Here is a 24,705-nt window from a genome sequence, read left to right on the forward strand (position 1 = left end):
CGGCATGACCGGGCCTCTACCCTCCCGGTCATGCCGACACCCCGGGGATTCACGTACGAGCACCAGTCCGACGGAACCGTGACGATCACCCATCACGGACGTGCCGCCGGTACGCTGCGCGGCGCGCGGGCCGAGCGGTTCCTCGCCGAGGTGACGTCGGGCGACCCCCAACTGGTCATGGCCCGCTGGACCGGAAACTACAAGCGGGGCAACGAGCGCACGGCCCGCGACCACCCCCGCAACAGACACTGAGCCGAGCTCGGCCGATCGAGCGGTCGGCCGATCGGCCGATCGGCCGCCGGGTAAGGGAACGGTAAAGCGGTCTCGTTCGTTGTCCCGGCATGACAGCTATGACCCCTGGCTCGAACATCCCTCTCCCCGTCACCCGTGTGACGGTGGACGTCGCCGCCCCGGTGCGGCTCGACGTGTCGGGCCTGCTGCTCACGGGCGACGGCAAGGTGCGCTCCGACGACGACTTCATCTTCTACAACCAGCCGGCGGGACCGGGCGTGACGTACCGCTCCGGCGGCGGTACGGCACCCGACGCGATCACCGTCGACACCGCCGCCCTGCCCCCCGGCATCGAGAAGGTCGTCGTCACGGCGAGTCCGGACGCGGCCGGGCAGACCTTCCAGGGCATCGAGCCGACGGCCACGATCCGCGGCGCGGACGACAACAGCGTCCTCGCCACCTTCACACCCCCGCAGCTGGGCACGGAGACGGCGCTGGTGATCGTCGAGATCTACCTGCGCAACGGCGCCTGGAAGGCCCGCGCGGTCGGCCAGGGATACGCCAACGGGCTGGCGGGCATCGCGACCGACTTCGGCGTGACGGTCGAGGAGCCCGCCCCGGCGCCCGTCGCCCCGCCCCAGCCCACCATGCAGCCCCCGGTGGCGCCGCCGGCCCCGCCGCTGTCCACCACTCCGCCTCCCCCGCCCGCCCCGCCGGCTCCCGCCGCGCCCGCTCCCGGCGCCGGGAAGATCAACCTCGACAAGGGCCGGGTCAGCCTCCAGAAGAACCAGACCGTCTCCCTGGTCAAGGGCGGCCGCCCGCTGCTCGCCCAGGTCAAGATGGGCCTCGGCTGGGAGCCGGCCTACCGCGGCGCCGACATCGACCTGGACGCCTCGGTCATCGCCTACGGCCCGCAGCGCAACCACATCGACAGCTGCTACTTCGGCAAGCTGTCCATCCTCAACGGCGCGATCAAGCACTCCGGCGACAACCTCACGGGCGAGGGCGCGGGCGACGACGAGGTCATCGTGGTCGACCTCGGCCGCATCCCGCAGGAGGTGACCGGCCTGGTGTTCACGGTCAACTCCTTCTCCGGCCAGAAGTTCACCGACGTGGCCAAGGCCTACTGCCGCCTCCTGGACGCCGCGACCGGCGAGGAGCTGGTCCGCTTCGACCTGACCAACGCGGAGGCCCAGACGGGCGTGATGATGGCCAAGCTGATCCGCCAGTTCTCCGGCGAGTGGGACATGACGGCGATGGGCCAGTTCGTGAAGGCCCGCACGGTCCGCAACATGGTCAAGCCGGCCGCCCAGGCGCTGTAAGCGGCCGTACGACGTCCCCGGGTGCCCCCTCGGGCGGGGGCACCCGACGTCTCAGTCCTCCGCCGGCCGCAGCCCTTCGGTCAGCAGGGACAGATACCGGCGGATGCGCGGCCTGCCGCCGTTCGCCAACTCCGCGGCGGAGGCCACCCCATGGGCCAGCCGCAGCACGTCGATCGGTTCGAGGTCCCCCCGCAGCGTCCCCTCCCGCTGAGCCGCCTCGACCAGCCGCGCCGCCGCACTCTTCATGTGCGTGCCGCAGGCGGTGAGGGCCGCATTGCTGCCGTCGGTGACGGCCGCCCCCAGCAGCGCCTTGAGCCCCCGCACCTCGATGGTGCGGACGCAGACCTCGTAGAGCCACTCCTGGAGGGCCTCGCCGGGCGGCAGTTCCTTGGCGATGGCGTCGGCACGGTCGCCGAGCGCCTCGATGGCGTCGACGTACACCGCCTCCAGCAACGCCTGCCGCGTCGGGAAGTGCCGGTACAGCGTCCCGGAACCCACCCCCGCTCGCTTGGCGATGTCGTCGAGGGACGCGTTCTCCCCGTGCTCGGCGAAGGCGTCCGCCGCGCTCTTCAGCAGCCGCTCATAGTTCCGCCGGGCGTCCGCCCGCATGGGCTTGACCTGCGCCATCCAGATACTCCTTGCGAACCGGGGACCCTCTCCGTATCTTAGCGAGAGTTAAACGGAGACAGTCCCCGGTTATCTCCGCGGGCCCTTCCACCTGCCCACACTCCGTTGCTTCGTGCTGCCCGCGCGCATCCCACCGAGGACATTCGAAACGGGAGAACTCCATGTCCGGCCCGTCCACGACCACCGAAACACGCCCCGCACTCCAGCACCCCGCCCGCCTGGGCACCGTCCTTTTCGTCATCGTCACCGCCTACCTGATGGTCGGCGTCGATTCCACGGTCGTCAATGTCGCGCTGCCCGCCATCCAACAGGACCTCCACTTCAGCCGCACCGGACTGTCCTGGGTCCTCAACGCCTACACCCTCGCCTTCGGCGGCCTGCTGCTGCTCGGCGGCCGCGTCGGCGACATCGTCGGCCGCCGCCGCACCCTCGCCACCGGTGTCCTGCTCTTCGCCGGCTCCTCCCTGCTCGGCGGCCTCGCGACCGACAGCGCTTGGCTGCTCGCGGCCCGCGCGCTGCAGGGCGTCGGCGCCGCTCTCGTCGCGCCGAGCACCCTCGCCCTGATCACCACCAACTTCCCCGAAGGCCCGCGCCGCCACCACGCGCTCGGCGTCTACGCCTCCATGGCCGGCATCGGCGCCTCCATCGGCCTGGTCGTCGGCGGGATGCTCACCTCCTGGGCCTCCTGGCGCTGGGCCCTGCTGATCAACGTGCCGATCGGGCTCGGCGTGGCCCTCGCCCTGCCCCGCTTCGTCACCGAGACCCCGCGCCACGCGGGCCGGTTCGACGCGGCCGGCGCGCTCACCGGCACCGCGGGCATGACCTCGCTCGTGTACGCCTTCATCCGCGTCTCGGCCCAGGGCTGGAGCGACACCCTCGCGCTGCTCTCGTTCACCACGGCGGCCGCCCTGCTCGCCGGTTTCACCCTGGTGGAGTCCCGTGCCGCCCAGCCGATCATGCCGCTGCGGCTCTTCTCGGACCGCAATCGCGCGGGCGGCTACGCGGGCGTTCTGCTGCTGCCCGCCGGCATGTTCGGCGCGTTCTACTTCCTGACGCTGATCTGCCAACAGGTGCTGGGCTACAGCCCCTTGCGCGCCGGGTTCGCCTTCCTGCCGATGACGCTGCTGATGTTCACCACCGTCCGCTTCGTGCCGCGCCTGGTCGGCCGGCTCGGCGCCAGGCCGATCCTGCTCACCGGCATGGCCCTGCTGGCCACCGCCGCCGGATGGCTGTGGCGGCTGCGGCCGGGCGAGGGATACGCGGCCGGTCTGCTCGGCCCGCTGCTGCTCATCGGCGTCGGCGTGGGCCTCAGCTTCATGCCGCTCAACGCGACCATCCTCGCCCGCGTCCAGGCGCGCGAGGCCGGCGCCGCCTCCGGACTGCTCCAGACCCTCCAGTGGCTCGGCGGCACCCTCGGACTGTCGGTCCTGGTCACGGTGTTCGGCACGGCGACCCGGCACGCCGTCGGCACCCCGGCCGAGATCCTCACCGAGGGCTCGGCACGCGCGTTCGGCGCGGCCGCCCTGATCGCCGCCACGGCCCTGGTGGTCTGTGCGACGGTGATCAGGGCCGACCGCCCGGGCCGGACGTGATCCGGGCGTACGACTAGAACAACGCGCTGTAGGCGTTCAGCGCGGGCTGTCCGCCGAGGTGGGCGTAGAGCACGGTCGACTCGGCGCCGATCTCGCCGCGCCGCACGAGGTCGATCATCCCGGCCATCGACTTGCCCTCGTAGACGGGGTCGGTGATCATCCCCTCCGTGCGGGCGGCGAGGCGCATCGCCTCCAGGGTCGTCTCGTCGGGGACGCCGTACGTCCCCGCGTGGTACCGCTCGTCCAGCTCGACGTCGTCCTCGGTCACCTCGCGCCGCACGCCGATGAGCCGGCCGGTGTTCGCGGCGATCCGGGCGATCTGCTCCCTGGTGGCGGCGGGCTTGGCCGAGGCGTCGATGCCGAGCACCCGGCGCCGCCGTCCGCCCGCCTCCTCCAGCGCGGCGAACCCGGCGACCATGCCGGCCTGGGTCGAGCCGGTCACCGAGCACACGACCACGGTGTCGAAGAAGACGCCCAACGACCGCTCCTGCTCGGCGACTTCGTAGGCCCAGCCGGCGAACCCCAGGCCGCCGAGCGGATGGTCGGAGGCGCCCGCCGGAATGGCGTACGGCTTCCCGCCCCGCTCCTCCACCTCCCGGAGCGCCTGCTCCCAGCTCTCCTTGAACCCGATCCCGAACCCGGCCCTCACCAGCCGTACGTCGGCCCCGGCGAGCCGGCTGAGCAGGATGTTGCCGACCTTGTCGTACACGGAGTCCGGCCAGTCCACCCAACTCTCCTGAACCAGCACGCACTTGAGCCCTGCACGCGCGGCGACGGCGGCGACCTGGCGGGTGTGGTTGGACTGCACCCCGCCGATCGAGACCAGGGTGTCGCAGCCCTGGGCGAGCGCGTCGGCGACCAGGTACTCCAGCTTGCGCGTCTTGTTCCCGCCGTAGGCGACACCGGAGTTGCAGTCCTCCCGCTTGGCCCAGAGCAAGGCGCCACCGAGCTCGGCGGTCAGCCGCTCCAGTGGATGCACCGGGGAGGGGCCGAAGAGGAGGGGGTAACGCTCGTACGAGGAAAGGGACATGGGTCCTCCCGGGGTCGGGATCAGTCGCCGTCGGCCCGGTCGCCGCCGGTGGGGTCGGGGTCGGTGGGGTCCGGGTCGGTGGGGTCGGGGTCCGTCAGCTCGACCAGGTCGGCGAGGCTGCGCCAGATCTCCGCGGTGATCCGCACCGCGGTGTGCGCGTCACCGGCCGCGCAGGCCTCGATCAGCCGCTCGTGCAGGCCCGCGGAACGGCAGGTGCCGCCCTCCCCGAAGCGACGGCGCTCCAGCCGGCGGATGAGCGGGGTGTAGCGGGCGATGGTGGCGGCGGCCGCGTGGTTGCCGGCGACGCGCACGAGGACGTCGTGCAGGGCGTCGTCGGCCCGCAGCGCACCGTCCACGTCACCCGCGCCGACGGCCGCCGCGAACCGGTCGTTGGCCGCGCGCATGGTCTGCACGTCGGCGGCGAAGAGACGGGGTACGGCGACCCGGGTCGCCAGTTCGTGCATGGCGCCGACCACGGCGGCCGCGTCCCGCACATCGGCGGCGACCACCGGGGTGACCCGCGTGTAGCTCTGCGGCTTGCTCTCCAGCAGCCCCTCGTCCACGAGCCGCGCGAACGCCTCCCGCACCGGCGCCCGGGACAGCCCCATCCGCTCGGCGAGCTCGGCGTCCCGCACCACCGCACCGGGCTCCAGCTCCCCGGCCACGATGGCGTCCCGGATGGATGCGTAGGCGCGGTCCCGGAGAAGGGTGCGCCGGACGGGTCGTATGGCCTCCACAACTGAAATGTTAGATGTCAGCCGGAGCCGCGGGCAAGGGTGCGGCCCGCACCCCCCGTGGAAGTGCGGGCCACGATCGTGGGCTCAGGCGGCCCAGGGCCAGTCGGCGTCCTGGGCGGCCTCGAGCAGCGGAACCATCCGGAAGGCCGCGTCCGAGAGGCCTCCGAAGGTGTGCCTGTTCGCCTTGCCCGAGGGGCCGTGGCCCGCGCGGTACCCGGCGAGGTTCCAGGTGTAGACCGGCACCTGGGCCGGGACCTGCTCCGTCGGGTCGCCGTGGTGGTTGAAGGCGTACTGCTCGTCGGTGACGATCAGCACCCGGTCCTGACCCCGGTAGTGCGCGCGCACCGCGCTGGTGGTGTCGGTGCCGCCCAGGTCGCCGAAGCGGTCCAGGATCCCCAGCACCGACTCGCCCCCGCGGAACGCGAGGCGCCGGCTCGTGGTGCCGAACTCGACGAGATCCGCGTCGGCCGCCCGCAGCGCGAGCGCCGTGCCGAAGATCGCCGCCGCGTCGGCCCGGTTGAGCTCGGAGCGGTCCGACAGCCGCGCCCACATCGAGCCTGAGCGGTCGACCAGGATCAGCGTCCGGCCCGGCAGCGCGGGCACGTTGGCCAGCGAGTGACCGAGCGCCTGCTCCAGCGGGTACGACCAGCGCAGCGAGGGCGCGTGCCGGTACGCGGCGAGATACCGGAAGGGGAACTGCCGCGAGCGCGTGACCTCGGCCGGGTCGCTGATCTTCGCCGCGACCTGGGCGGCAACCTCGTCCGAGACACCCGCCTGATCGAAATTGCGCAGGTTACGAACGAGCCCCATCGCCCCCATGGACGGAATCACGGCCTCCCAGGCCTCCTTGTCCATCGGGCCCTGGAGCCAGCCGGCCAGCGCCTCCCACGTGATCCCGGCCGCCGCGAGCCGCTCGGCACCGCCCGGAGAGGTCACCACCGCGCGGCGCTCCCCCACCGGCAGCGCCATCAGCTCGCGGTGCGCGGTCAGGACGCCGTCGGCGGCGGGCGGTACCGCCGTGTCCGGGTGGTGCCGGCGGTCGAGGGCGTACCGGAACAGCTCCCCCTGCCACGGCTTGTCCGGGTCCGGCGTCGCGTGCACCAGGTTGAGGATGTCGCCGAAGCGGTACCCCTTGGACGCGGTGTCGTACTTCAGCAGCGACCTGCCGCTGTAGAGACGGCGTACGGCGTCGGCGATCCCGCGCTTGACCGGCTTGGGAACGTTGCGGCCGTACGTCGCCGTCCAGTACGCGAGCAGTTCGCCGGGCTCGTCCGGGCGCCGCAGTACGGAGGCGACGACCTGACGGTTGGCCGGGCCGTCGGTGACGCCCGCGTCGAGGCGTGCCTTCACGTACTCGGCGGCGCCCACCAGGGAGGCGGTGCGGAGGTTTCCCTCGGCGCGCAGCCAGCCGAGCAGACCGGCCGTCCATGCGGGGTCCTCGACGGCGAGCCGCCGCACGAGACCCGCGAAACGGTCGTCGCGGTCGGCGCCGCTCTCGTAGAAGGTCTGCTGCGAGACGAAATTGGCGACGGCGAGCAGAAAGAGTTCGGAGCGTGCGTCACGCTCTCGGCCCCGGCCGCCCTCGTAGGTCCGCAGCACGCGGCCGGTGGAAGTGACCCGGGAAGTGGGCTGCGCCTTCGCGCCCTTTCGGTTGAATCGCGCCATGATGAATTCCCCCCGAATTCGCGGCTGTTCCTGGCTGTTCGTGACTGTTCTTGGCTGTGCTTGGCTGTTCGGAGGGAGACACAGCAAGAGGTGGATGCCCGAGTTCAGGAGTCGGCGACGGGACCATATCCTGGCGCGTCTTCCGTTCCGCCACATCGGCCCTGGGCCGATGACGGGATTCGAACCCGCACGCTTCGCCTGAAGCACCAGATCCCAGAAGTATCCGTCGCCTGCGCACCGGGCATCCACCATGAGCTGCGCCTCCCGAGATCAGGTCGACGGCGGCATCGGATTCTTTGAGAGAGAAGTAGCCGCTGTCTTCGCACCGGGAGGTGCGCTGTTTTCTGATCTCACTGTAGGAGGCACGGCTCTGGTGGGGCGAATGAATTAAATGCCGTTCCCGGCGGGGGGACTTACCGCTTCTGCCGCTTCCACGGCCCCGTGATCGCCAGCATGATCCCCGGTTCCTGGATGTTGGCGTACAGGGTCCTGCCGTCCGGGGAGAAGGTGACGCCGGTGAACTCGCTGTACTCGGGGTCCTCCTCGGTGCCGAGGTTCAGTTCGTTGCGGGCGATCGGGTAGGTACGGCCGCTGTCGGTCGCGCCGAACAGGTGCTGCAGGCCTTCGCCGTCCTCGGCGATGACGAGGCCGCCGTACGGCGAGACGGTGATGTTGTCGGGGCCGTCGAAGTCGCCCTCGACGGACGGGTCGGGGTTGACGCCGATCAGGACCTTCAGGGTCAGGGTGCGGCGCTTGGGGTCGTAGAACCAGACGGCGCCGTCGTGCTGGACGGGGCTCTCGTCACGGGCGTACGAGGAGACGATGTAGGTGCCGCCGTCCCCCCACCACATGCCCTCCAGCTTGCGGGCGCGGGTGATCTGGCCGGCGGTGAACTGCTTGCGCGTCGAGACCGTCTTCGCGTCCCGGTCCGGGACGTCCGCCCAGTCGACGCCGTAGACCGTGCCGATCTTCGTGGCGCGGGAGAGGTCGTCGACGAACTTGCCGCCGGAGTCGAAGCACTTGAAGGCCTGCAGGACGCCCGCGTCGTCGGCGAGCGTGCGCAGCCTGCCGCGGCCGTGGTGGAAGCCGGCCGGCGGGGTCCAGCGGTACAGCAGGCCGTTGGGGCCGGAGGCGTCCTCGGTGAGGTAGAGGTGGCCGCGCCTGGGGTCGACGACGACGGCCTCGTGGGCGTAACGGCCCAGCGCCTTGATGGGCTTGGGGTTCCGGTTGGCCCGGCGGTCCTCGGGGTCGACCTCGAAGACGTAGCCGTGGTCCTTGGTCATGCCGTTCTGGCCTGCCTTGTCCTCGGTCTCCTCGCAGGTCAGCCAGGTGCCCCAAGGGGTGTTGCCGCCCGCGCAGTTGGTGGAGGTGCCGGCGATGCCGACCCACTCGGCGACGTGGTCGCGGCGCACCTCGACGACCGTGCAGCCGCCGGACGCGGCGGGGTCGTAGACCAGGCCCTCGGTGAGCGGGACGGGGTACTTCCAGCTGGAGCGCGGGCCCTTGAGCTCGTGGTTGTTGACCAGCAGGGTCGCGCCGCGGGGGCCGTCGAAGGTGGACGTGCCGTCGTGGTTGGACGGGGTGAACTCGCCGGACTCCAGCTTCGTCCTGCCGCTGTAGGTGATGATGCGGTACGTGAAGCCGGCGGGGAGGGCGAGGATGCCGTGCGGGTCGGGGACGAGCGGTCCGTAACCGACGCCATGGTGTCCGTGCGCCGACTCCTCGGCGCCGTCGGTCTCGTCGGTCTCCGTGGACGCGAGGGCGTTCGGCGCGGTGGCGAGGGCGCCGACGCTGCCCGCCAGCGCGACCCCCGCACCGGTGATCGCGGATTTTCTGGCGAAGTCCCTGCGGGTGAGCGACATGGTGTCTCCTGTGACGGTGGGTGTGCCGTGGAGGGTGGCGGACCTCGGGTCGGCGACACGGTTCCGCCCACGCCTGAACGCGAGTTGAACACAGGGCGACCACTCCGACCCCACTTCCATGAATCCGTACACCACACCCCATGGAACCCCAAAGACCTTCGGCTCCTGATAAAGCCCCTGCGGCTACGGCACCCGGGCCAAGGAGGCTCGCATCCGGGCCAAGGAGGCTCGCACCCGGGGCAAACAGGCTCGCACCAGCCGCGACGGCACGCGACCAAGAAGGGCCTCCGCGCCATCCACGAGCCACGCGAGGAGAAGCGCTTCCACGCCAGCCGCGACGGCGCAAAGGAGCGATGGCTCTGCACCACCCTTGACGGCACCCCGAAGCGAAGGCCCGCACGCCACGACGCCAACTCCCCGCGCCCCGCCGCAACGACACCCTCAAGCGAAGGGCCCGTCCCCGCCGCGACGGCACGTGCAAGCGAAGGGCGCTTCACCAACCACGACGGCACCCCAAAACCGAAGGCCACCACCCGCAGCACCCGCAACAACACCGGAACCGGACGCTGTTCCTCGCAGCAGCCGCGACGACACCCCGAAGCGAGGACGCTCCCGCCACGACGGCCCCCCAGCGAAAAGCCCGCACCCTCCGCGACGGCACGCGGAAGCCAAGGGCTCTTCACCACCCTTGACGGCACCCCAAACCGAAGGCCACCCCGCAGCTCTCGCAGCAACACCCAGGACCGGACGGCCTTCCTCGCAGCGCCCACGACGACACCACGAACCGAAGGCCCGCGCGCCCGCCACGCCGCTGCCAACCCCCCACACCCACCGCAACGGCACCCCAAGCGAAGAGCCCGCCCCGCCACGACGCACCCGCCCGCGCACGCCACAACCCCCGCACCCCGCCGCATCACCCGCGACCGCGACGACACCCGGCTCCAAGCAGGCTCGAAGCGGCCCCCGCCTCACCCCCCGGCGCCTCAGTCCCCCGTGCCCCCCCTCCGCCTCAACCCCCCTGCTGCGACCGCGCCTTGAACGCCGCCTTCCGGGCTTCCTTCGCGATCCGCTTGTCGGGGTGGAGCCGCCCCATCGCCTCCAGTACGTCCGCCGTGGCCGGATGGTCCACACGCCAGGCCGCGGCGAAGAAGCCGCCGTGCTGGGCCGCCAACCCCTGGACCAGGGAACGCAGTTCCTCGGAGTTGCCCTCGGCGGCGAGCTGGGCGGCGACGGTGTCGATGGTGAGCCAGAAGATCATCGCTTCCGAGGGCGCGGGCACGTCCGGCGCCCCGTGCTCGCTCAGCCAGACGCGGGCCAGCCCGCCGAGCTCGGGGTCGTCCAGCACCTCCCGCAGCGCCGGCTCGGCCTCCGCCCCCACCAGGGCCAGCGCCTGCTGGCAGCGCAGCCGGCGCAGCGGCGCGCCCGCGTCCGAGCCGCGGCTCGCGGCGAGCAACTCACGGGCGGCGTCGAGCGGTTGCCGCCTCGCCAGCCACTGTTCGGTCTCGGCCCGCGCGGCCTGCGGAGGGAACGTCGCCGCCCCGTCGAGCAGCGCGTCCGCGCCCTTGTCGGCGAGGTCACCGACGGCCGGCGCGCTGAACCCGGCCTCCCGCAGCCGCGTGCGCAGGCCGTAGCGGCCGAGCGGGGTGAGCCGCACCATGCCGTAGCGGGAGACGTCCGTGTCGTCGACCGGCGCGGCGGGTTCCTCGTCGGTGTCCGTCATCAGCGCCTCGTCGACCGGCTGGTACTCGACGAGTCCGACCGGCTCCAGCAGCCGGAACTGGTCGTCCAGCTTCATCATCGCGTCCGAGACCTGCTCCAGGACGTCGTTGGTGGGCTCGCCCATGTCGGAGGGCACGATCATGGAGGCGGCGAGCGCGGGCAGCGGGACCGGGGAGTCCCCGGGCCCCTCCTCGGTGACGGAGAGCAGGTACAGGTTGCCGAGGACGCCGTCGAGAAAGTCCGCCTCCGCCTCCGGGTCCCACTCCAGCTGGTCGAAGTCGATCTCGCCGCCCGAGTCCAGGGCTTCCTCCAGGCCCTCGATGTCGGGCACGCTCGCGTCGGCGAGCACGGTCTCCAGGGCCCCCTGCCACACGGCGAGCACGTCGTGCGGTGAGCCGCCGGTCAGCAGCGTCAGCTCCGCGCCGGCCCGCACGGTGCCCTCGTCCTCGTCGGCGATCTCGACCAGCCCGGTGTCCAGGGCCACCCGCCAGGCCTCGCTCGCGTCGGCCGCGGCACCGTCCCCGGTCAGCCCCAGCACCTCGATGGCGGCCGGCACCTGCTCGTCGACGAGTTCGCCCACGGCGTCGACGCGGGTGTCGGGGCCGGCCCAGCGGGCGAGCCGGGCGGCCCGGGACAGTACGGGTGTGGACAGCGCGTCCCGCGCCAGCTCCGCTTCGGGGTGCAGCCGTACCGGCGGCAGGGGGGAGCTGTCTGACATCGGCTGGTTCTCCTAGGGCGCCCGGGCGGCCGTACGACCATCTGGACGACGTACGGCTCAATCGCTCAGCCTAGACGGATTTCGCCCCATGCCGCCCGGTTCATCTCCTGGTCAGGGTCCGTACATGGCCGAAACCTTGACAACTGGCCTGAGCAGGCAGGAGATTGACGCGCGTAGAAACGGGGGGACGACTGTTCACTCATCTCTACGCGCGTCACCAGACGCTCCACGCACCACCCTCGTCCCGGCGCTCTGTACGTCCCCGGAGGGATTCCGTTGCCGAGCAAGTCTTCCGCGCGTCTCGCCGCGCTCACCGTCGCCGCCGTGTGCTCCGCGGCCTCCACGGTCGCCCTGACGGCGCCCGCGCACGCCGACACCGTACGCATCCACGACATCCAGGGCACGACCCGAATATCGCCGTACGCCGGCCAGAAGGTGGCGGACGTGCCCGGGATCGTCACCGCCACGCGCACGTACGGCTCGTCCAGAGGTTTCTGGCTCCAGGATCCGAACCCGGACGACGACCCGGCCACCAGTGAGGGCGTCTTCGTCTTCACCAGCTCCACCCCGAAGGTCTCCGTCGGCGACTCCGTCACGGTCACCGGCACGGTCTCGGAGTACGTCCCGGGCGGTGCCTCGACCGGCAACCAGTCGCTGACCGAGATCACCAAGCCGACCGTCACCACGGTGTCGACGGGCAACGCGGTCCCGGCGCCGGTCGTGATCGACGCGAAGTCGGTGCCGGCCGAGTACACCCCGGCCGGCGACACCGCCGCGAACGGTTCGGTCAACGGCCTGCCGCTGCAGCCGGCGAAGTACGCCCTGGACTACTACGAGTCCCTGGAGGGCATGAACGTCCAGGTCGCGAACGCCCGGGTGGTCACCGCGACCGACCCGTACGCCGAGCTGTGGGTCACCGTGAAGCCGCACGAGCACCCCACCCGCCGCGGCGGCACGCTCTACGGCTCCTACACCTCGCAGAACACCGGCCGGCTGCAGATCCAGTCGCTGGGCGCGGTCGCCGACTTCCCGAAGGCGAACGTCGGCGACACCCTCACCGGCACCACCACCGGCCCGCTGGACTACAACCAGTTCGGCGGTTACACGCTGGTCGCCGGTCAGCTGGGCACGCTGAAGAGCGGCGGGCTGCAGCGCGAGACGACGAAGAAGCAGTCGCGCGGCGAGCTGGCGGTCGCCACCTACAACGTCGAGAACCTCGACCCGTCCGACACCACGTTCGCCGCGCACGCCGCCGCGATCGTGAACAACCTGCAGTCGCCCGACATCGTGTCCCTGGAGGAGATCCAGGACAACGACGGCGCGACGGACGACGGGGTCGTCGACGCGAGCACGACCGTGAACAAGCTGATCGACGCGATCGTCGCGGCGGGCGGCCCGAAGTACGACTGGCGCTCGATCAACCCGGTCAACGACCAGGACGGCGGCGAGCCCGGCGGCAACATCCGTCAGGTGTTCCTCTTCAACCCCGAGCGGGTGTCGTTCGTGGACCGCGCGGGCGGCGACTCCACCACCGCCGTCGGCGTCACCAAGGTGCACGGCAAGGCGCAGCTGACGGCCTCCCCCGGCCGTGTCGACCCGGCGAACGACGCCTGGAAGTCCAGCCGCAAGCCGCTGGCCGGCGAGTTCGTCTTCCGCGGCCGCACGGTCTTCGTGATCGCCAACCACCTCAACTCCAAGGGCGGCGACCAGGGGCTGACCTCGCAGTACCAGCCGCCGGTACGCAGCTCGGAGACCCAGCGCCACGCCCAGGCGACGCTGGTCAACGCGTTCGTCAAGAGCATCCTGGACGTCCAGAAGAACGCGGACGTCATCGCGCTCGGCGACATGAACGACTTCGAGTTCTCCGACACGGCGAAGATCCTCGAGGGTGACGGCGAACTGTGGTCGGCGATCAAGTCGCTGCCGAGGAGCGAGCGTTACACCTACGACTACCAGGGCAACGAGCAGGTCCTGGACCAGATCCTGATCAGCCCGTCGATCCGGAAGTCCTGCGACTTCGAGTACGACAGCGTGCACATCAACTCGGAGTTCAACGACCAGATCAGCGACCACGACCCGCAGGTGCTGCGGTTCCGCCCGTAGCACCTGCGGTGTCGCGGCAGTAGCTGGGCGGGGTCGTCGTGGTCAGGCGTAGACCCCGTCCAGCCAGTGCTGCCAGGCGGCTTCGGTCGCCTTGGCGTCGGCGTCCGGGGCGAAGTCGTGGACGCTGATGCCGACGGGGGCGCCCCAGTGGTTGCGGCCGAAGAAGCGGATCAGGGCGTTCTCGGTGCGCAGCCCGATGAAACAGGGGTTGCGGAAGTCCAGCACGGCGTCGAGGGTCTGGCCCTCGGGGCCGTGCGCCCGCACCCGCGTGCCCGCGGCCGTGTCCTCGGCCAGCCCGAGCGCGCGTCCGACGGCGGTGAAGGCGTCGGCGGTCTGCGAGGCCTCGGGGCCCTGCAGCTGGGCGAAGGTCACCGGGCGCGGAGCGAAGTGGGTGAGGTACTCGCGCAGGGTGTGCAGATAGAAGTCGGTGTGCTTCGCGGCGCCGTCGTACTGGTTGTCCCAGTCGTCGGTGAAGATGCCGCTGTGGACATAGCGCACCCAGGCGCGGCGCCCCTCGTCCCGCGCCTCGATGGTGTGGTCGAGCTGGTTGACGCTCTGCACGGAGAAGCCGACGTCCTCGCTGCGGACGGTGAGACGGTGCGGCGGGTCGTAGGCGGTGACGGTGGAGCCGAAGGCGGCCCGGCCGCCGATGTGGGGCTCAGGCGGGTCCATCGGCCACAGATAGGCACCGGTGGCGTTGGTGATCGCCTCCCACACCTCCTCCGGCGACGCGTCGACCTCGAACTCGCGGACGATCTCGAACTCCTTGGACATGGCGGGCTCCTGACTATTCCAACTCGGTCTGCTTGAGGGTGGGATGGACGGCCACGACGATCCGGTGGTCCCGGCCGCCCTCGGCGTCCGGGGCGTCGTACTTGCGGATCAGAGCGCCGACCCCGGCGGTCAACTCCTGGATGAACGCGGCCCGTTCGGCGGCCGAGGCGAAGCGGACCTCACCGTCCAGCGCGTACGTGGCCAGCCCCTGACGGGCCTTGGCCGCGCCGGTGATCAGTGAGCCGACGTCCCGCACGAGACGGGCGCCGAGGGCGAGCAGCCAGCGCGCGGAGAGCTGGTCGCGGAAGCGGTCCGGGTCCGGCTGCACGGAGGCGAGCGCGAGGGGCGAGATGACGTACGACGCCGCGGTCGCCCGCATCAGCCGCTCGGTGACATTTCCCTTGCGGCGCTCCCCGGCCAGCTCGACCAGGCCGTGCCGCTCCAGCGCCTTCAGGTGGTAGTTCACCTTCTGCCGGGGCAGCCCCACCTTCCCGGCCAGCATCGCCGCCGAGGCCGGCCCCGCGGCCAGTTCGGCGAGCAGACGGGCGCGTATGGGGTCCAGGGAGACGGCGGCGGCCTCGGGGTCCTCGATCACGGTGACGTCCAGCATGCGTCCACCGTCTCACCGAAAACTTTTTTTGTCCAGACGATCCGAGTTTTCGGCACACTCCTGTTCAGGGACGTCCATGGGCACGACGTCCGTTGGTCAGTCCCGGAGCCGCCTCGAGGGCAGCAGAACGCCGGACGGGCTGAGACTGCCCGTCCGGCGTACCGACGCTCGCGTCACTTCTTGGGGTACCTCCACCCCACCACCACGACCACCGCCAGCGCCGCGCCGATGATCAGGGCGGGGCGGGGGTGCCGTACCGCCGCCCTGACCACGGGGCCGGCCGGCCACGGCAGGTCGCTCTCGGCCCGGCGCTCCAGGGTGCGGCCCGTCTCCGTCGCCTTGTCCTGGGCGGTGTGGCCCGCCTGGATCATCTGCCGCCCGGTGTCCGTCGCCCGCTCCTGGACCTTGTGCCCGGCCTTCGTGGCCCGCTCCTGCGCGATGTGCCCGGCATGTGTGGCACGCTCCTGCACGATGTGACCTGCCTGCGTGGCCCGTTCCTGCACCGTGTGTCCGGCCAGCGCGGCCGTGCTGCGCAGCTGCACGGTCATCGCGCCGGCCTTGTCCCTGAGGTCCGCCGCCCGGGCCCGTGCCCGGCCCTTCACATCCATCTTGCCCGCCAACTGCTCCACGGTGTCGCCGAGTTCGCTGCGCGTGTGTTCGATCTGCCGGCGCAGCTCGTCGGGGCCCTTCGCGCCCGTCTCCCCCGTCGCCTTGTCCGTCATCGGTGTGCCCTCTCCTTGATCTCCTCGACATCGGCCTTGACGCTGCCGAGGGCCTCCTCCGGAGTGGGGGGTGTGGCCTGGCGCAGCTGGGCGCGGCCGGTCGCGCCGAGTACGGCGGCGATCACGAAGAGCACGCCCGTCACGATGAGCGCCGCGGCCCAGACGGACAGCGCCAGCGAGAGGGCGGCGACGGCCGTGCCCGCCGCCGCGAGCAGCCCGGCGTACGCGAACGCGCCCGCCGCGCCGAGCAGTCCGCCGCCGCGCCCGGCACGCCGCCCCTTCTCGGCCAACTCCTCCTTGGCGAGGGCCACTTCCTGTCGTACGAGCCGGGAGAGCTGTTCGGTGGCCTGGCCGACGAGGTCGCCCACCGAGTGGTGCTCGTCGTGCACCGGCCCGGAGTGGGTGGTCCCGGTCACGGTCGCCTCCTCTCGTGTTCCACTGGTTCGAAAACGTTCGGAACACCGGGTACCCGGACCGGCCCCCACTACCCCTCTGACCCGCCACCCCGCCCGGGCTCGCGCAGCCGGGCCAGCTGGGTCTGGAACCAGTCGAGGCGGGCCTGCAACAGCGCGGCCTCCGCGGCCAGTTCGGGCACTCCGAGATCGTCGGCGGCGGTGAGGCCGGCCACCGGACGGGCGCCCTGGCCCCCGGCGATCACCCGCAGCCCGTCGCCGGCCAGCCGGGCGAAGGCGGCGAGCGAGAGGGACGTACGACCGCGGAGGCATCCCGCGCAGCAGGGTGCCAGGACGCGCCATCCCGGGCGGCCCCAGCCCGCGTCGGCGAGGGTGGCGGCCACGGTGCCGCAGGTACAGGGGCCGACCGTGGCGGTGCGCACCCGCTGGCGGGCGTAGCGGAAGCCGCGCTCGAAGCGGATGTAGCGGCCGAGGACGGACACCTCGAGCAGGACGGCCGCCCGGTGCTCGGCCGTGCACAGCAGCGCCTCGGCCGCCGCCCGGTCGTGCACGCAGTGGAAGCCGTAGTCGCAGCGGCGGTGCGGCGACCGGTGCCGCAGGCCGTAGACGCAGGACGCGTCCGCGAGGACCCCGTACGGCAGCGCGCCGCCGAGCGACACACCGGTGAACCCGGCCCGGGTGCCGTCCTGGGACAGCACCGGGTGGGCGATCTTGTATCCGGTCGGCGGCTCCGTCGGGTGTTCCTCCGGAAGCCGCAGTCTCATCGGGCCGCCGGAACCTCTTCGGGGGCCTTCAGGTCCTTGATCTCCTCGGGGAGTTCGAGCTCCTCGGGTTCCCGGACCTCAGCCCGCGGCTGCTCTTCCCGCGCGACTCCGGTGGCCAGTGCCTTGCCGAGCTTCATGACGCCTCCATGGGCCGATGCCGATGACCGTCCTGTTCATGGTGACTCATGAGGGGGCGGAAAGGACATAGGGCATGGTCGACCCCATCCATCGTGAAGTAATCCTTCACAATACCTCGTAGAAAAATTAAGTGGAGCTTCACCATCACTCTGCCGAGACTGTACGGCATGACAACCACCGCACCCTTCGGCCGCGCCCTCTGCGCCATGATCACGCCCTTCTCGGCGGACGGCGCACTCGACCTCGACGGGGCCCAGCGGCTCGCCGACCACCTCGTCTCCCGGGGCTGCGACGGCCTGGTGCTGTCCGGTACCACCGGTGAGTCGCCGACCACCTCGGACGCCGAGAAGGCGGCACTCGTCGAGGCGGTGCGGGAGGCGGTGGGCGACCGGGCGTCGATCGTGACGGGGGTGGGCACCTCCGACACCCGGCACACCGTGGAGCTGGCGCTGCAGGCCGAAAAGGCGGGCGCGGACGGGGTGCTGGTGGTCAGCCCCTACTACAGCCGACCCCCGCAGGACGCGCTGGAGGACCACTTCCGCACGGTCGCCGACGCCTCGGGCCTGCCGGTGGTGCTGTACGACATCCCCGGCCGCACCGGCACCCGTATCGAGCCCGGGACGATGCTGCGGCTCGCCGAGCATCCCCGGATCGTGGCAGTCAAGGACTGTTCCTACGACTTCCTCGGCGCCCAGAAGGTGCTCGCCCGAACGGAGTTGGCGTACTACGCGGGCTGCGACGAGCACAACCTCGCGCTGTACGCGGTGGGCGGCGCGGGCTATGTCAGCACCGTCGCGAACGTCGTGCCCACCCAACTCCGTTCCGTCCTCGACGCGTTCGACGCGGGCGACACGGCGACGGCGGCCCGCGCCCAGCGACGGGCCACTCCCCTGATCGAGTCGATGATGGCGGCGGGCCTGCCCGGCACGGTCACGGCGAAGGCGCTGCTGAACGAACTCGGTCTGCCGGCGGGACCCGTCCGCGCCCCGCTGCGTCCCGCCGCCCGCGAGACGGTCGACAAGCTGCTGGCCGCCTACGAGGAGCTCACGACCGGCTGACCACCGCCGCCGACACCACGTAGGTCCGTCTCCGCCCGCGAGCGGACCATCGGCCGTACGTTGTCCCTGTGCGCCCTCCCCTGCTCTTCCTCGACGTCGACGGTCCCCTCAACCCCTGGGCGGCCAAGCCCGAGCGGCGCCCCGAGGGCTATACGACGATCCGGGTCGCCCTCCGGCCGGGCCAGGCCCTGCGGGTGTGGCTGAACCCCTCGCACGGACCGGCGCTGCTCGGCCTCGGCTACGAGCTGTGCTGGGCGACGACCTGGATGGACGCGGCGAACCGCTGGATCGGCCCGACCGTCGGACTGCCGGAGCTGCCGTACGTCGACTTCGGCGAGGGTCTGTTCGCGCTGCGCCCGGACGGCGTCCACTGGAAGACGGAGGCGATCGTGGCGTTCGCCGACGGCCGGCCCTTCGCCTGGGTGGACGACGAACAGACCCCGGCGGACGAGCGGTACGTGTCCGCGGCGCATCCGGCTCCGGCCCTGCTGCACCAGGTCAGCCCCAGGGTGGGCCTGCGGGACGACGACTTCCGGACGCTGGCGGAGTTCGCCCGGACTCAGCGCACATGAGCGGGCGCCCCTCCGCCCACCGGCGGAGGGGCGCCCGTCACCGCGCCGATGCTCAGTTGTGGCTGTGCAGGATGTCGTTCAGACCGCCCCACTCGGCGTTGTTCGGCACGGCCTGGACCGTGCCGGTGACCGAGTTGCGGCGGAAGAGGATGTTGTCCACGCCGGACAGCTCGCGGGCCTTGACGATCTGGCCGTCGGGCAGGGTGACCTTGGTGCCCGCCGTGAGGTAGAGGCCCGCCTCGACCACGCAGTCGTCGCCGAGCGCGATGCCGACGCCGGCCTCGGCGCCGACCAGGGAGCGCTCGCCGATGCGGACACGCTCCTTGCCGCCGCCGGAGAGGGTGCCCATGGTGGAGGCGCCACCGCCGATGTCGGAGCCGTCGCCGACGACGACGCCCTGGGAGATACGGCCCTCGACCATGGAGGTGCCGAGGGTGCCGGCGTTGAAGTTGACGAAGCCCTCGTGCATGACCGTGGTGCCGGACGCGAGGTGGGCGCCGAGGCGGACGCGGTCGGCGTCGGCGATGCGCACACCGGCCGGGGCGACGTAGTCGGTCATCCGCGGGAACTTGTCGACGCCGAAGACGCCGACGTGCAGTCCGCGGGCGCGCGCGGCGAGCCGGACCGTCTCCAGGGTGTCCACGGCGACCGGGCCGAGGGAGGTCCAGGCGACGTTGGCGAGGAGGCCGAAGATCCCGTCCAGGCTCTGCTCGTTCGGCTTGACGAGCCGGTGCGAGAGCAGGTGGAGGCGCAGGTAGGCGTCGTGGGTGTCGAGCGGCTTGTCGTCGAGCGAGGAGATGACCGTGCGCACCGCGACGATCTCCACGCCGCGCACCTCGTCCTTGCCGAGGGCGGCCACGCCGTGCTCCCCGAGCAGCTCCCGGGTCCGCTCGGCGTCCAGCCGCTCGCTGCCGGCGGGACCGGGCTCTTCGGTCAGCTCGGGCGCGGGGAACCAGGTGTCGAGGACGGTGCCGTCGGCGGCGATGGTGGCGAGCCCGGCGGCCACGGCACCGGTGGAGCGAGGAGCAGTCGTGTCGGTCATGAGGGCAACCTAACCGCCCGACCCCCGCCCAGGCCAACCAGCCCCGCACCCGTCTCAGGTGCCGGGCGGCGACCGCCGTGACTGGGCGCGGAACCGTCCCCTCCCAGGGCCGGCGGCTGTCCGCTACGGCGGATCCGTGGGGATCACCCGGGCCAGCATCTCCCGCGCGTAGTCCTCGTCGTACGGGGTTCCCGTCAGCAGGACCTGTAGGCAGATGCCGTCCATCAGCGCGCACAGCGCCCGTGCCGTGGTCGGGTCGGTGTGGCGGGAGATGCGGCGGACGAGGTCGTCGGTCCACTCGGCGGCCACCGGCCGCAGCGCGGGGCGGCGCAGGGCCGCGAGATACAGCTCGTACTCCAGCTCGACGCCGGTCCGGTCGCCCGCGAGCCACTCGCCCATCCAGCCGGCGAGTTCGGCGGCCAGATCGGCGTCCGGGTCCGTCAGTCCGCCGCGTGAGGCGATCACCTTGGCGAAGCCCTCGTTCGCCTGCCGCAGCGCGGCGACCATCAGCTCGTCGAGGGTGCTGAAGTGGTACGTCGTCGAGCCGAGCGGCACGTCGGCCTCGGCCGCGACGGTGCGGTGGGTCAGCCCGGCGAGCCCTTTGTCGCCGACCACCCGGATCGCCGCGTCGATGATCCGCTGCCGCCGGTCGGGGTCGTAACGGCGGGCCATCAGTGCGCGCCCCCGAGGTTGAGCACCACCACTCCGACGATGATCAGAGCCATCCCCGCGGCCTTGGTGACGGTCATGCCCTCCCCGAAGAAGAGCAGCCCGATCGTGGCGATCGCCGCGGTGCCGATGCCGGACCAGATGGCGTAGGCCGTCCCGACGGAGATCGTCTTCAGCGTCTGTGCGAGCAGGACGAAGGAGACGATGTAGCCGAGGACGGTCAGCACGGACGGCACCAGCCGGCTGAAGCCCTCGCTGTACTTCATGGCGGTGGTGGCGCCCACCTCGGCGGCGATGGCCGTGCCGAGCAAGAGATATCCCATGTGTACGAGCGTACACAACGATTGCGTACTCGCGTACACATCGACCTGCACTTGAGGAAGAGATGTGAAGCCGCGGACGGCGGAGGAGGGGGCGCGCTATCCCATAGGGGGAGTTCCGCAGGGAGGTTCAGCATTCATGGAAACCGCTCGCTGAAACATCTCCCCCCAACACCCCTGTCTCCACTAGTGTTTCACCGCTCAACCACCCCATCCCCACACCCCCGGCCGCCGCCTCGGGCGCCGCTGGAGGAACAGCGCATGCAAGAAACCACCCCCCAGCCTCCGCGGAACGAACCATGGGAGAACGGCTGGACCCCTGACACGTCCCGCGCGCCCGGCACCCGAAGACTGTGGCTGGCCGGCGGACTGGCCGTGGCCACGATCATCACCTGTGTGACCTGGATAGCCGTGATGGACAACGGCACGGGCGCCTCGACGGACGCGGCGAAGAACCCGTCCCCGACCGCCGGCGCCACCGTCCCGGGCCTGATCTCCTACGCCACGCCGCCCACGAACGAGGCCACCGCCCCGCCCTCGGGCAAGAGCGGCCTCTCCTCGGGGGAGACCGACACCTCCCCCACCCCGCTGGAGAACGGCTCGCCGTCCGCGGCCCACGCCCCGAAGCCCGCCAAGTCGCCGACCTCCCACGCCGGTTCGCCCAGCAGGCCCAAGCCGTCGGCCACCTACCGGTCCCTGCGTTCGGTCAACTACCCGGACCGCTACTGGCACGTGAGCGGCGACTTCGTGAAGCTCGACCCGCTCGGCGGCTCCGAGTCCCGCCAGGACTCGACCTTCAAGCAGGTCAAGGGCCTTGCCAACAGCTCGTGTTACTCGTTCGTCACGCATGACGGCAAGTACCTGCGTCACCGCAACTTCCTGCTGCGCGACGAACCGAACGACGGCTCGCCCCTCTTCCAGCAGGACGCGACCTTCTGCCCCCGCGGCTCCGCCTACCCGGGCGCGGTCATGCTGGAGTCGATCAACTACCCGGGCCGCTTCCTGCGCCACCAGAACTTCCAGCTGAAGCTCGCCCCGTTCCAGAACAGCCCCCTGTACCTGGCGGACTCGGCGTTCCGGCTGGTGGGCGGCGTGGCCTGACAGCACGAAGCGTGGCCTGACAGCACGAAGCGGCGACACCCGTGAGGTGCCGCCGCTTCTTTTTCGCTTGTGTTCGGGGGTGTCTCAGACGTTGAACCCCAGCGCCCTCAGCTGCTCGCGTCCGTCGTCGGTGATCTTGTCCGGGCCCCACGGCGGCATCCAGACCCAGTTGATCCGCAGCTCGTTGACGAGGCCGTCCGTGGCGGACTTGGCCTGGTCCTCGATGACGTCCGTCAGCGGACAGGCCGCGGAGGTCAGGGTCATGTCGACGGTCGCGATGTTGGCGTCGTCGATGTGGATGCCGTAGATCAGGCCGAGGTTGACGACGTCGATGCCCAGTTCGGGGTCGACGACGTCCATGAGGGCCTCGCGGAGCTCCTCCTCCGAGGCCGGCTTCATCTCCACGGTGTCGGTCATGCCGTCTTCCTTTCGGCTTCGGCGCCACCCAGCGCCTGGGCCGTCGCGTCCTTCCACGCCATCCAGCTGAGGAGGGCGCACTTGACCCGGGCCGGGTACTTGGAGACACCGGCGAACGCGACCGCGTCCTCCAGCACCTCCTCCATCGCGTCGTCGGGCTCCAGCTTGCCCTTGGACTGCATCAGCTCCAGGAAGGTCTCCTGGATCTTCCGCGCGTCCGCCAGCTCCTTGCCCACCAGGAGTTCGTTCAGCACGGAGGCGGAGGCCTGGCTGATCGAGCAGCCCTGGCCCTCGTACGAGACGTCCTCGATCCTCGTGCCCTCGTACCGCACGCGGAGGGTGATCTCGTCGCCGCAGGTCGGGTTCACGTGGTGCACCTCGGCGTCGCCGTCCCGAAGACCACGCCCGTGCGGGTTCTTGTAGTGGTCCAGGATGACTTCCTGGTACATCGAGTCCAGCTTCATGCGATTGCTCGTCCCATCAGCCGAAGAAGTTCCGTACGTGTTCCAGCCCGTCGACCAGGGCGTCGATCTCGGCCGGCGTGGAGTACAGATAGAACGACGCTCGCGTGGTCGCGGGAATTCCGTACCGCAGGCAGACGGGCCGCGCGCAGTGGTGGCCGACCCGGACCGCGATGCCCTGCTCGTCGAGGACCTGGCCCACGTCGTGCGGGTGGATGTCGCCGAGCGTGAAGGAGATCGCCGCGCCGCGCTCCTCGGCCGTGGTCGGGCCGATGATCCTGAGGTCGGGGACCTCTGTCAGACGCTTGACCGCGTACTCGGTCAGCGCGTGTTCATGGGCGAGGATCTTGTCCATGCCGATGGCGTTCAGGTAGTCGATCGCCGCGCCGAGACCGACCGCCTGCGCGATCGGCGGGGTGCCCGCCTCGAACTTGTGCGGAGCGGGGGCGTAGGTCGACGAGTGCATCGACACCGTCTCGATCATCTCGCCGCCGCCGAGGAACGGAGGCAGGTCCTCCAGCAGCTCCTGGCGGCCCCAGAGGACGCCTATGCCGGTCGGGCCGCACATCTTGTGACCGGTGAAGGCCACGAAGTCGGCCTGCAGGGCCTGCACGTCCATCGGCATGTGCGGGGCGGCCTGGGAGGCGTCGATGCAGACGAGGGCGCCGACCTCCTGGGCACGCCGGATGATCGTCTCGACCGGGTTGACCGTGCCCAGGATGTTGGAGACCAGCACGAAGGAGACGATCTTCGTCTTCTCGGTGATGATCTCGTCGATGTCGGACAGGTCGAGCCGGCCGTCGTCGGTCAGACCGAACCACTTCAGCTTCGCGCCCGTGCGCTGCGCCAGCAGCTGCCACGGCACGATGTTGGAGTGGTGCTCCATCTCCGTGATGACGATCTCGGTCTCGGAGTCCACCCGGTAGGGCTCGTCGGCCCAGCCGAGCATGTTGGCCACGAGGTTGAGCGACTCGGAGGCGTTCTTGGTGAAGATCACCTCGTCCCGCGAGGGCGCGTTGATGAAGGAGGCGACCTTGTCGCGTGCGCCCTCGTACAGCGCCGTGGCCTCCTCGGCGAGCACATGCACACCGCGGTGGACGTTGGCGTTGTAGCGCTCGTAGTACTCGGCGAGGGCGTCCAGCACCTGGCGCGGCTTCTGCGAGGTCGCCGCGTTGTCCAGGTACACGAGCTTCCGGTCGTCGTGGACCAGCCGGTCCAGGATCGGGAAGTCCTTGCGGATCGCCTCGGTGTCGAGGAGGCCCGGCAACTGTGTCACTCGGATGCGCCACCCTTCGTGTAGGCCTCGTAGCCCTCGTTCTCCAGCTTGTCGGCGAGTTCGGCGCCGCCGGACTCCACGATCTTGCCGCCGGCGAACACGTGCACGTGGTCGGGCTTGATGTAGCGCAGGATGCGCGTGTAGTGCGTGATCAGCAGGGTGCCGACCTCGCCGGTCTCACGGACGCGGTTGACGCCCTCGGAGACGATCCGCAGCGCGTCGACGTCGAGTCCGGAGTCGGTCTCGTCGAGGATCGCGACCTTCGGCTTGAGCAGTTCGAGCTGGAGGATCTCGTGGCGCTTCTTCTCACCGCCGGAGAAGCCCTCGTTGACGTTGCGTTCGGCGAAGGAGGGGTCCATGTTGAGGCGCTCCATGGCCTCCTTGACCTCCTTCACCCAGGTGCGCAGCTTGGGGGCCTCGCCGCGGATGGCGGTGGCGGAGGTCCGCAGGAAGTTCGACACGGACACACCGGGGACCTCGACCGGGTACTGCATCGCCAGGAACAGGCCGGCGCGGGCGCGCTCGTCGACGGACATCTCCAGGACGTCCTCGCCGTCGAGGGTGACGGTGCCGCCGGTGATCGTGTACTTGGGGTGGCCCGCGAGGGAGTAGGCGAGGGTCGACTTGCCGGAGCCGTTGGGGCCCATGATGGCGTGCGTCTCGCCCTGCTTCACGGTCAGGTCGACGCCCTTGAGGATCTCCTTCGTGGCGTTGTCGGCCTCGACGGTGACGCGCAGGTCTCGGATTTCAAGCGTTGCCATG

At 71.0% G+C, this 24,705-nt stretch carries 26 protein-coding genes; 7 read left to right on the forward strand and 19 right to left on the reverse strand.

Translation table 11 applies throughout. The features are described 5' to 3' along the window. The first annotated feature begins 30 nt into the window (after positions 1-30). Both MKW14_RS15020 and MKW14_RS15025 read left to right on the forward strand, forming a co-directional pair. On the forward strand, positions 31-252 hold the full coding sequence (locus MKW14_RS15020; RefSeq protein WP_240863044.1) for a hypothetical protein: 222 nt from the start codon (positions 31-33) through the stop codon (positions 250-252). Positions 253-350: 98 nt separating this feature from the next. Continuing rightward, positions 351-1,553: a TerD family protein gene (locus MKW14_RS15025; RefSeq protein ID WP_240863045.1), complete on the forward strand. Its 1,203-nt coding sequence runs from the start codon at positions 351-353 to the stop codon at positions 1,551-1,553. A 51-nt stretch (positions 1,554-1,604) separates the two neighbouring features. On the opposite strand, the gene MKW14_RS15030 is transcribed toward MKW14_RS15025, so the two are convergent. Further along, positions 1,605-2,180 carry a TetR/AcrR family transcriptional regulator gene (locus MKW14_RS15030; protein ID WP_240863046.1) on the reverse strand — a complete coding sequence of 192 codons (576 nt, stop codon included), beginning with the start codon at positions 2,178-2,180 and terminating at the stop codon, positions 1,605-1,607. 161 nt (positions 2,181-2,341) lie between these two features. On the opposite strand from MKW14_RS15030, the gene MKW14_RS15035 reads away from it, so the two are divergent. After that, a complete protein-coding gene (locus MKW14_RS15035) occupies positions 2,342-3,772 on the forward strand; it encodes an MFS transporter (RefSeq protein WP_240863047.1) in 1,431 nt (476 codons plus the stop codon). A 13-nt stretch (positions 3,773-3,785) separates the two neighbouring features. Here MKW14_RS15035 and MKW14_RS15040 read toward each other — a convergent pair whose 3' ends face one another. The 5 genes from MKW14_RS15040 to MKW14_RS15060 all read right to left on the reverse strand — a co-directional run bounded on the left by MKW14_RS15040 (position 3,786) and on the right by MKW14_RS15060 (position 11,503). Further along, a complete protein-coding gene (locus tag MKW14_RS15040; protein ID WP_240863048.1) occupies positions 3,786-4,802 on the reverse strand; it encodes a 1-aminocyclopropane-1-carboxylate deaminase in 1,017 nt (338 codons plus the stop codon). A gap of 20 nt (positions 4,803-4,822) precedes the next feature. Beyond that, positions 4,823-5,539: a GntR family transcriptional regulator gene (locus MKW14_RS15045; RefSeq protein ID WP_240863049.1), complete on the reverse strand. Its 717-nt coding sequence runs from the start codon at positions 5,537-5,539 to the stop codon at positions 4,823-4,825. Positions 5,540-5,623: 84 nt separating this feature from the next. Next, positions 5,624-7,204 (reverse strand): TROVE domain-containing protein, encoded by a 1,581-nt coding sequence (locus tag MKW14_RS15050; protein ID WP_240863050.1) that lies wholly within the window; start codon positions 7,202-7,204, stop codon positions 5,624-5,626. Between the two features lie 413 nt (positions 7,205-7,617). Beyond that, positions 7,618-9,066, reverse strand: a complete 1,449-nt coding sequence (locus tag MKW14_RS15055) for an alkaline phosphatase PhoX (RefSeq protein WP_240863051.1) — start codon at positions 9,064-9,066, stop codon at positions 7,618-7,620. 1,009 nt (positions 9,067-10,075) lie between these two features. Beyond that, positions 10,076-11,503: an amino acid adenylation domain-containing protein gene (locus tag MKW14_RS15060; protein WP_240863052.1), complete on the reverse strand. Its 1,428-nt coding sequence runs from the start codon at positions 11,501-11,503 to the stop codon at positions 10,076-10,078. 276 nt (positions 11,504-11,779) lie between these two features. Between MKW14_RS15060 and MKW14_RS15065 the strand changes: the two genes are divergently transcribed. Next, on the forward strand, positions 11,780-13,606 hold the full coding sequence (locus tag MKW14_RS15065; protein ID WP_240863053.1) for a DUF8508 domain-containing protein: 1,827 nt from the start codon (positions 11,780-11,782) through the stop codon (positions 13,604-13,606). A gap of 42 nt (positions 13,607-13,648) precedes the next feature. Here MKW14_RS15065 and MKW14_RS15070 read toward each other — a convergent pair whose 3' ends face one another. From MKW14_RS15070 to MKW14_RS15095, 6 genes are all read right to left on the reverse strand, one after another. Then, positions 13,649-14,380 (reverse strand): SRPBCC family protein, encoded by a 732-nt coding sequence (locus tag MKW14_RS15070; protein WP_240863054.1) that lies wholly within the window; start codon positions 14,378-14,380, stop codon positions 13,649-13,651. 13 nt (positions 14,381-14,393) lie between these two features. Then, positions 14,394-14,990 (reverse strand): ArsR/SmtB family transcription factor, encoded by a 597-nt coding sequence (locus MKW14_RS15075; protein ID WP_240863055.1) that lies wholly within the window; start codon positions 14,988-14,990, stop codon positions 14,394-14,396. A gap of 173 nt (positions 14,991-15,163) precedes the next feature. After that, a complete protein-coding gene (locus MKW14_RS15080; RefSeq protein WP_240863056.1) occupies positions 15,164-15,712 on the reverse strand; it encodes a DUF3618 domain-containing protein in 549 nt (182 codons plus the stop codon). Continuing rightward, entirely contained in the window at positions 15,709-16,128 is a 420-nt protein-coding gene (locus MKW14_RS15085) for a phage holin family protein (RefSeq protein ID WP_240863057.1), read from the reverse strand. Before MKW14_RS15085 ends, MKW14_RS15080 begins: the two co-directional genes overlap by 4 nt. A 68-nt stretch (positions 16,129-16,196) precedes the next feature. Next, positions 16,197-16,889, reverse strand: a complete 693-nt coding sequence (locus MKW14_RS15090; protein WP_240863058.1) for a hypothetical protein — start codon at positions 16,887-16,889, stop codon at positions 16,197-16,199. Then, positions 16,886-17,026 (reverse strand): hypothetical protein, encoded by a 141-nt coding sequence (locus MKW14_RS15095; protein ID WP_240863059.1) that lies wholly within the window; start codon positions 17,024-17,026, stop codon positions 16,886-16,888. Before MKW14_RS15095 ends, MKW14_RS15090 begins: the two co-directional genes overlap by 4 nt. A 168-nt stretch (positions 17,027-17,194) precedes the next feature. Here MKW14_RS15095 and dapA point away from each other — a divergent pair, with 168 nt between their 5' ends. Together dapA and MKW14_RS15105 are read left to right on the forward strand one after the other, a co-directional pair. Further along, a complete protein-coding gene (dapA, locus tag MKW14_RS15100; RefSeq protein WP_240863060.1) occupies positions 17,195-18,085 on the forward strand; it encodes a 4-hydroxy-tetrahydrodipicolinate synthase in 891 nt (296 codons plus the stop codon). A 68-nt stretch (positions 18,086-18,153) separates the two neighbouring features. Beyond that, entirely contained in the window at positions 18,154-18,657 is a 504-nt protein-coding gene (locus MKW14_RS15105; protein WP_240863061.1) for a hypothetical protein, read from the forward strand. Positions 18,658-18,709: 52 nt separating this feature from the next. Here the strand turns inward: MKW14_RS15105 and dapD are convergent, their stop codons facing one another. From dapD to MKW14_RS15120, 3 genes are all read right to left on the reverse strand, one after another. Next, the gene (gene dapD / locus MKW14_RS15110) at positions 18,710-19,699 is read right to left on the reverse strand and encodes a 2,3,4,5-tetrahydropyridine-2,6-dicarboxylate N-succinyltransferase (protein ID WP_240863062.1); all 990 of its coding nucleotides are present in this window, start codon (positions 19,697-19,699) and stop codon (positions 18,710-18,712) included. A gap of 123 nt (positions 19,700-19,822) precedes the next feature. After that, positions 19,823-20,371, reverse strand: a complete 549-nt coding sequence (locus MKW14_RS15115) for a TetR/AcrR family transcriptional regulator (protein WP_240863063.1) — start codon at positions 20,369-20,371, stop codon at positions 19,823-19,825. After that, complete coding sequence (locus MKW14_RS15120; protein WP_240863064.1) at positions 20,371-20,691, reverse strand: DMT family transporter; 321 nt, start codon at positions 20,689-20,691, stop codon at positions 20,371-20,373. Before MKW14_RS15120 ends, MKW14_RS15115 begins: the two co-directional genes overlap by 1 nt. Before the next feature lie 258 nt (positions 20,692-20,949). On the opposite strand from MKW14_RS15120, the gene MKW14_RS15125 reads away from it, so the two are divergent. After that, positions 20,950-21,789 carry an AbfB domain-containing protein gene (locus MKW14_RS15125; protein WP_240863065.1) on the forward strand — a complete coding sequence of 280 codons (840 nt, stop codon included), beginning with the start codon at positions 20,950-20,952 and terminating at the stop codon, positions 21,787-21,789. Between the two features lie 84 nt (positions 21,790-21,873). Here the strand turns inward: MKW14_RS15125 and MKW14_RS15130 are convergent, their stop codons facing one another. Genes MKW14_RS15130 through sufC form a run of 4 tightly spaced genes read right to left on the reverse strand, consistent with a single transcriptional unit; the run spans position 21,874 to position 24,704 of the window. Further along, complete coding sequence (locus MKW14_RS15130) at positions 21,874-22,206, reverse strand: metal-sulfur cluster assembly factor (RefSeq protein ID WP_133042642.1); 333 nt, start codon at positions 22,204-22,206, stop codon at positions 21,874-21,876. After that, positions 22,203-22,670, reverse strand: coding sequence for a Fe-S cluster assembly sulfur transfer protein SufU (gene sufU, locus MKW14_RS15135; protein ID WP_240863066.1), 468 nt, complete (start codon positions 22,668-22,670; stop codon positions 22,203-22,205). Before sufU ends, MKW14_RS15130 begins: the two co-directional genes overlap by 4 nt. A 16-nt stretch (positions 22,671-22,686) precedes the next feature. Next, complete coding sequence (locus MKW14_RS15140) at positions 22,687-23,943, reverse strand: cysteine desulfurase (protein WP_240863067.1); 1,257 nt, start codon at positions 23,941-23,943, stop codon at positions 22,687-22,689. Then, positions 23,940-24,704 carry a Fe-S cluster assembly ATPase SufC gene (gene sufC, locus MKW14_RS15145; RefSeq protein WP_240863068.1) on the reverse strand — a complete coding sequence of 255 codons (765 nt, stop codon included), beginning with the start codon at positions 24,702-24,704 and terminating at the stop codon, positions 23,940-23,942. Before sufC ends, MKW14_RS15140 begins: the two co-directional genes overlap by 4 nt. Position 24,705: the final 1 nt, after the last annotated feature.

This window comes from Streptomyces gilvus (assembly GCF_022513565.1).
In the GTDB taxonomy this organism is placed as follows: Bacteria; Actinomycetota; Actinomycetes; order Streptomycetales; family Streptomycetaceae; genus Streptomyces; species Streptomyces gilvus.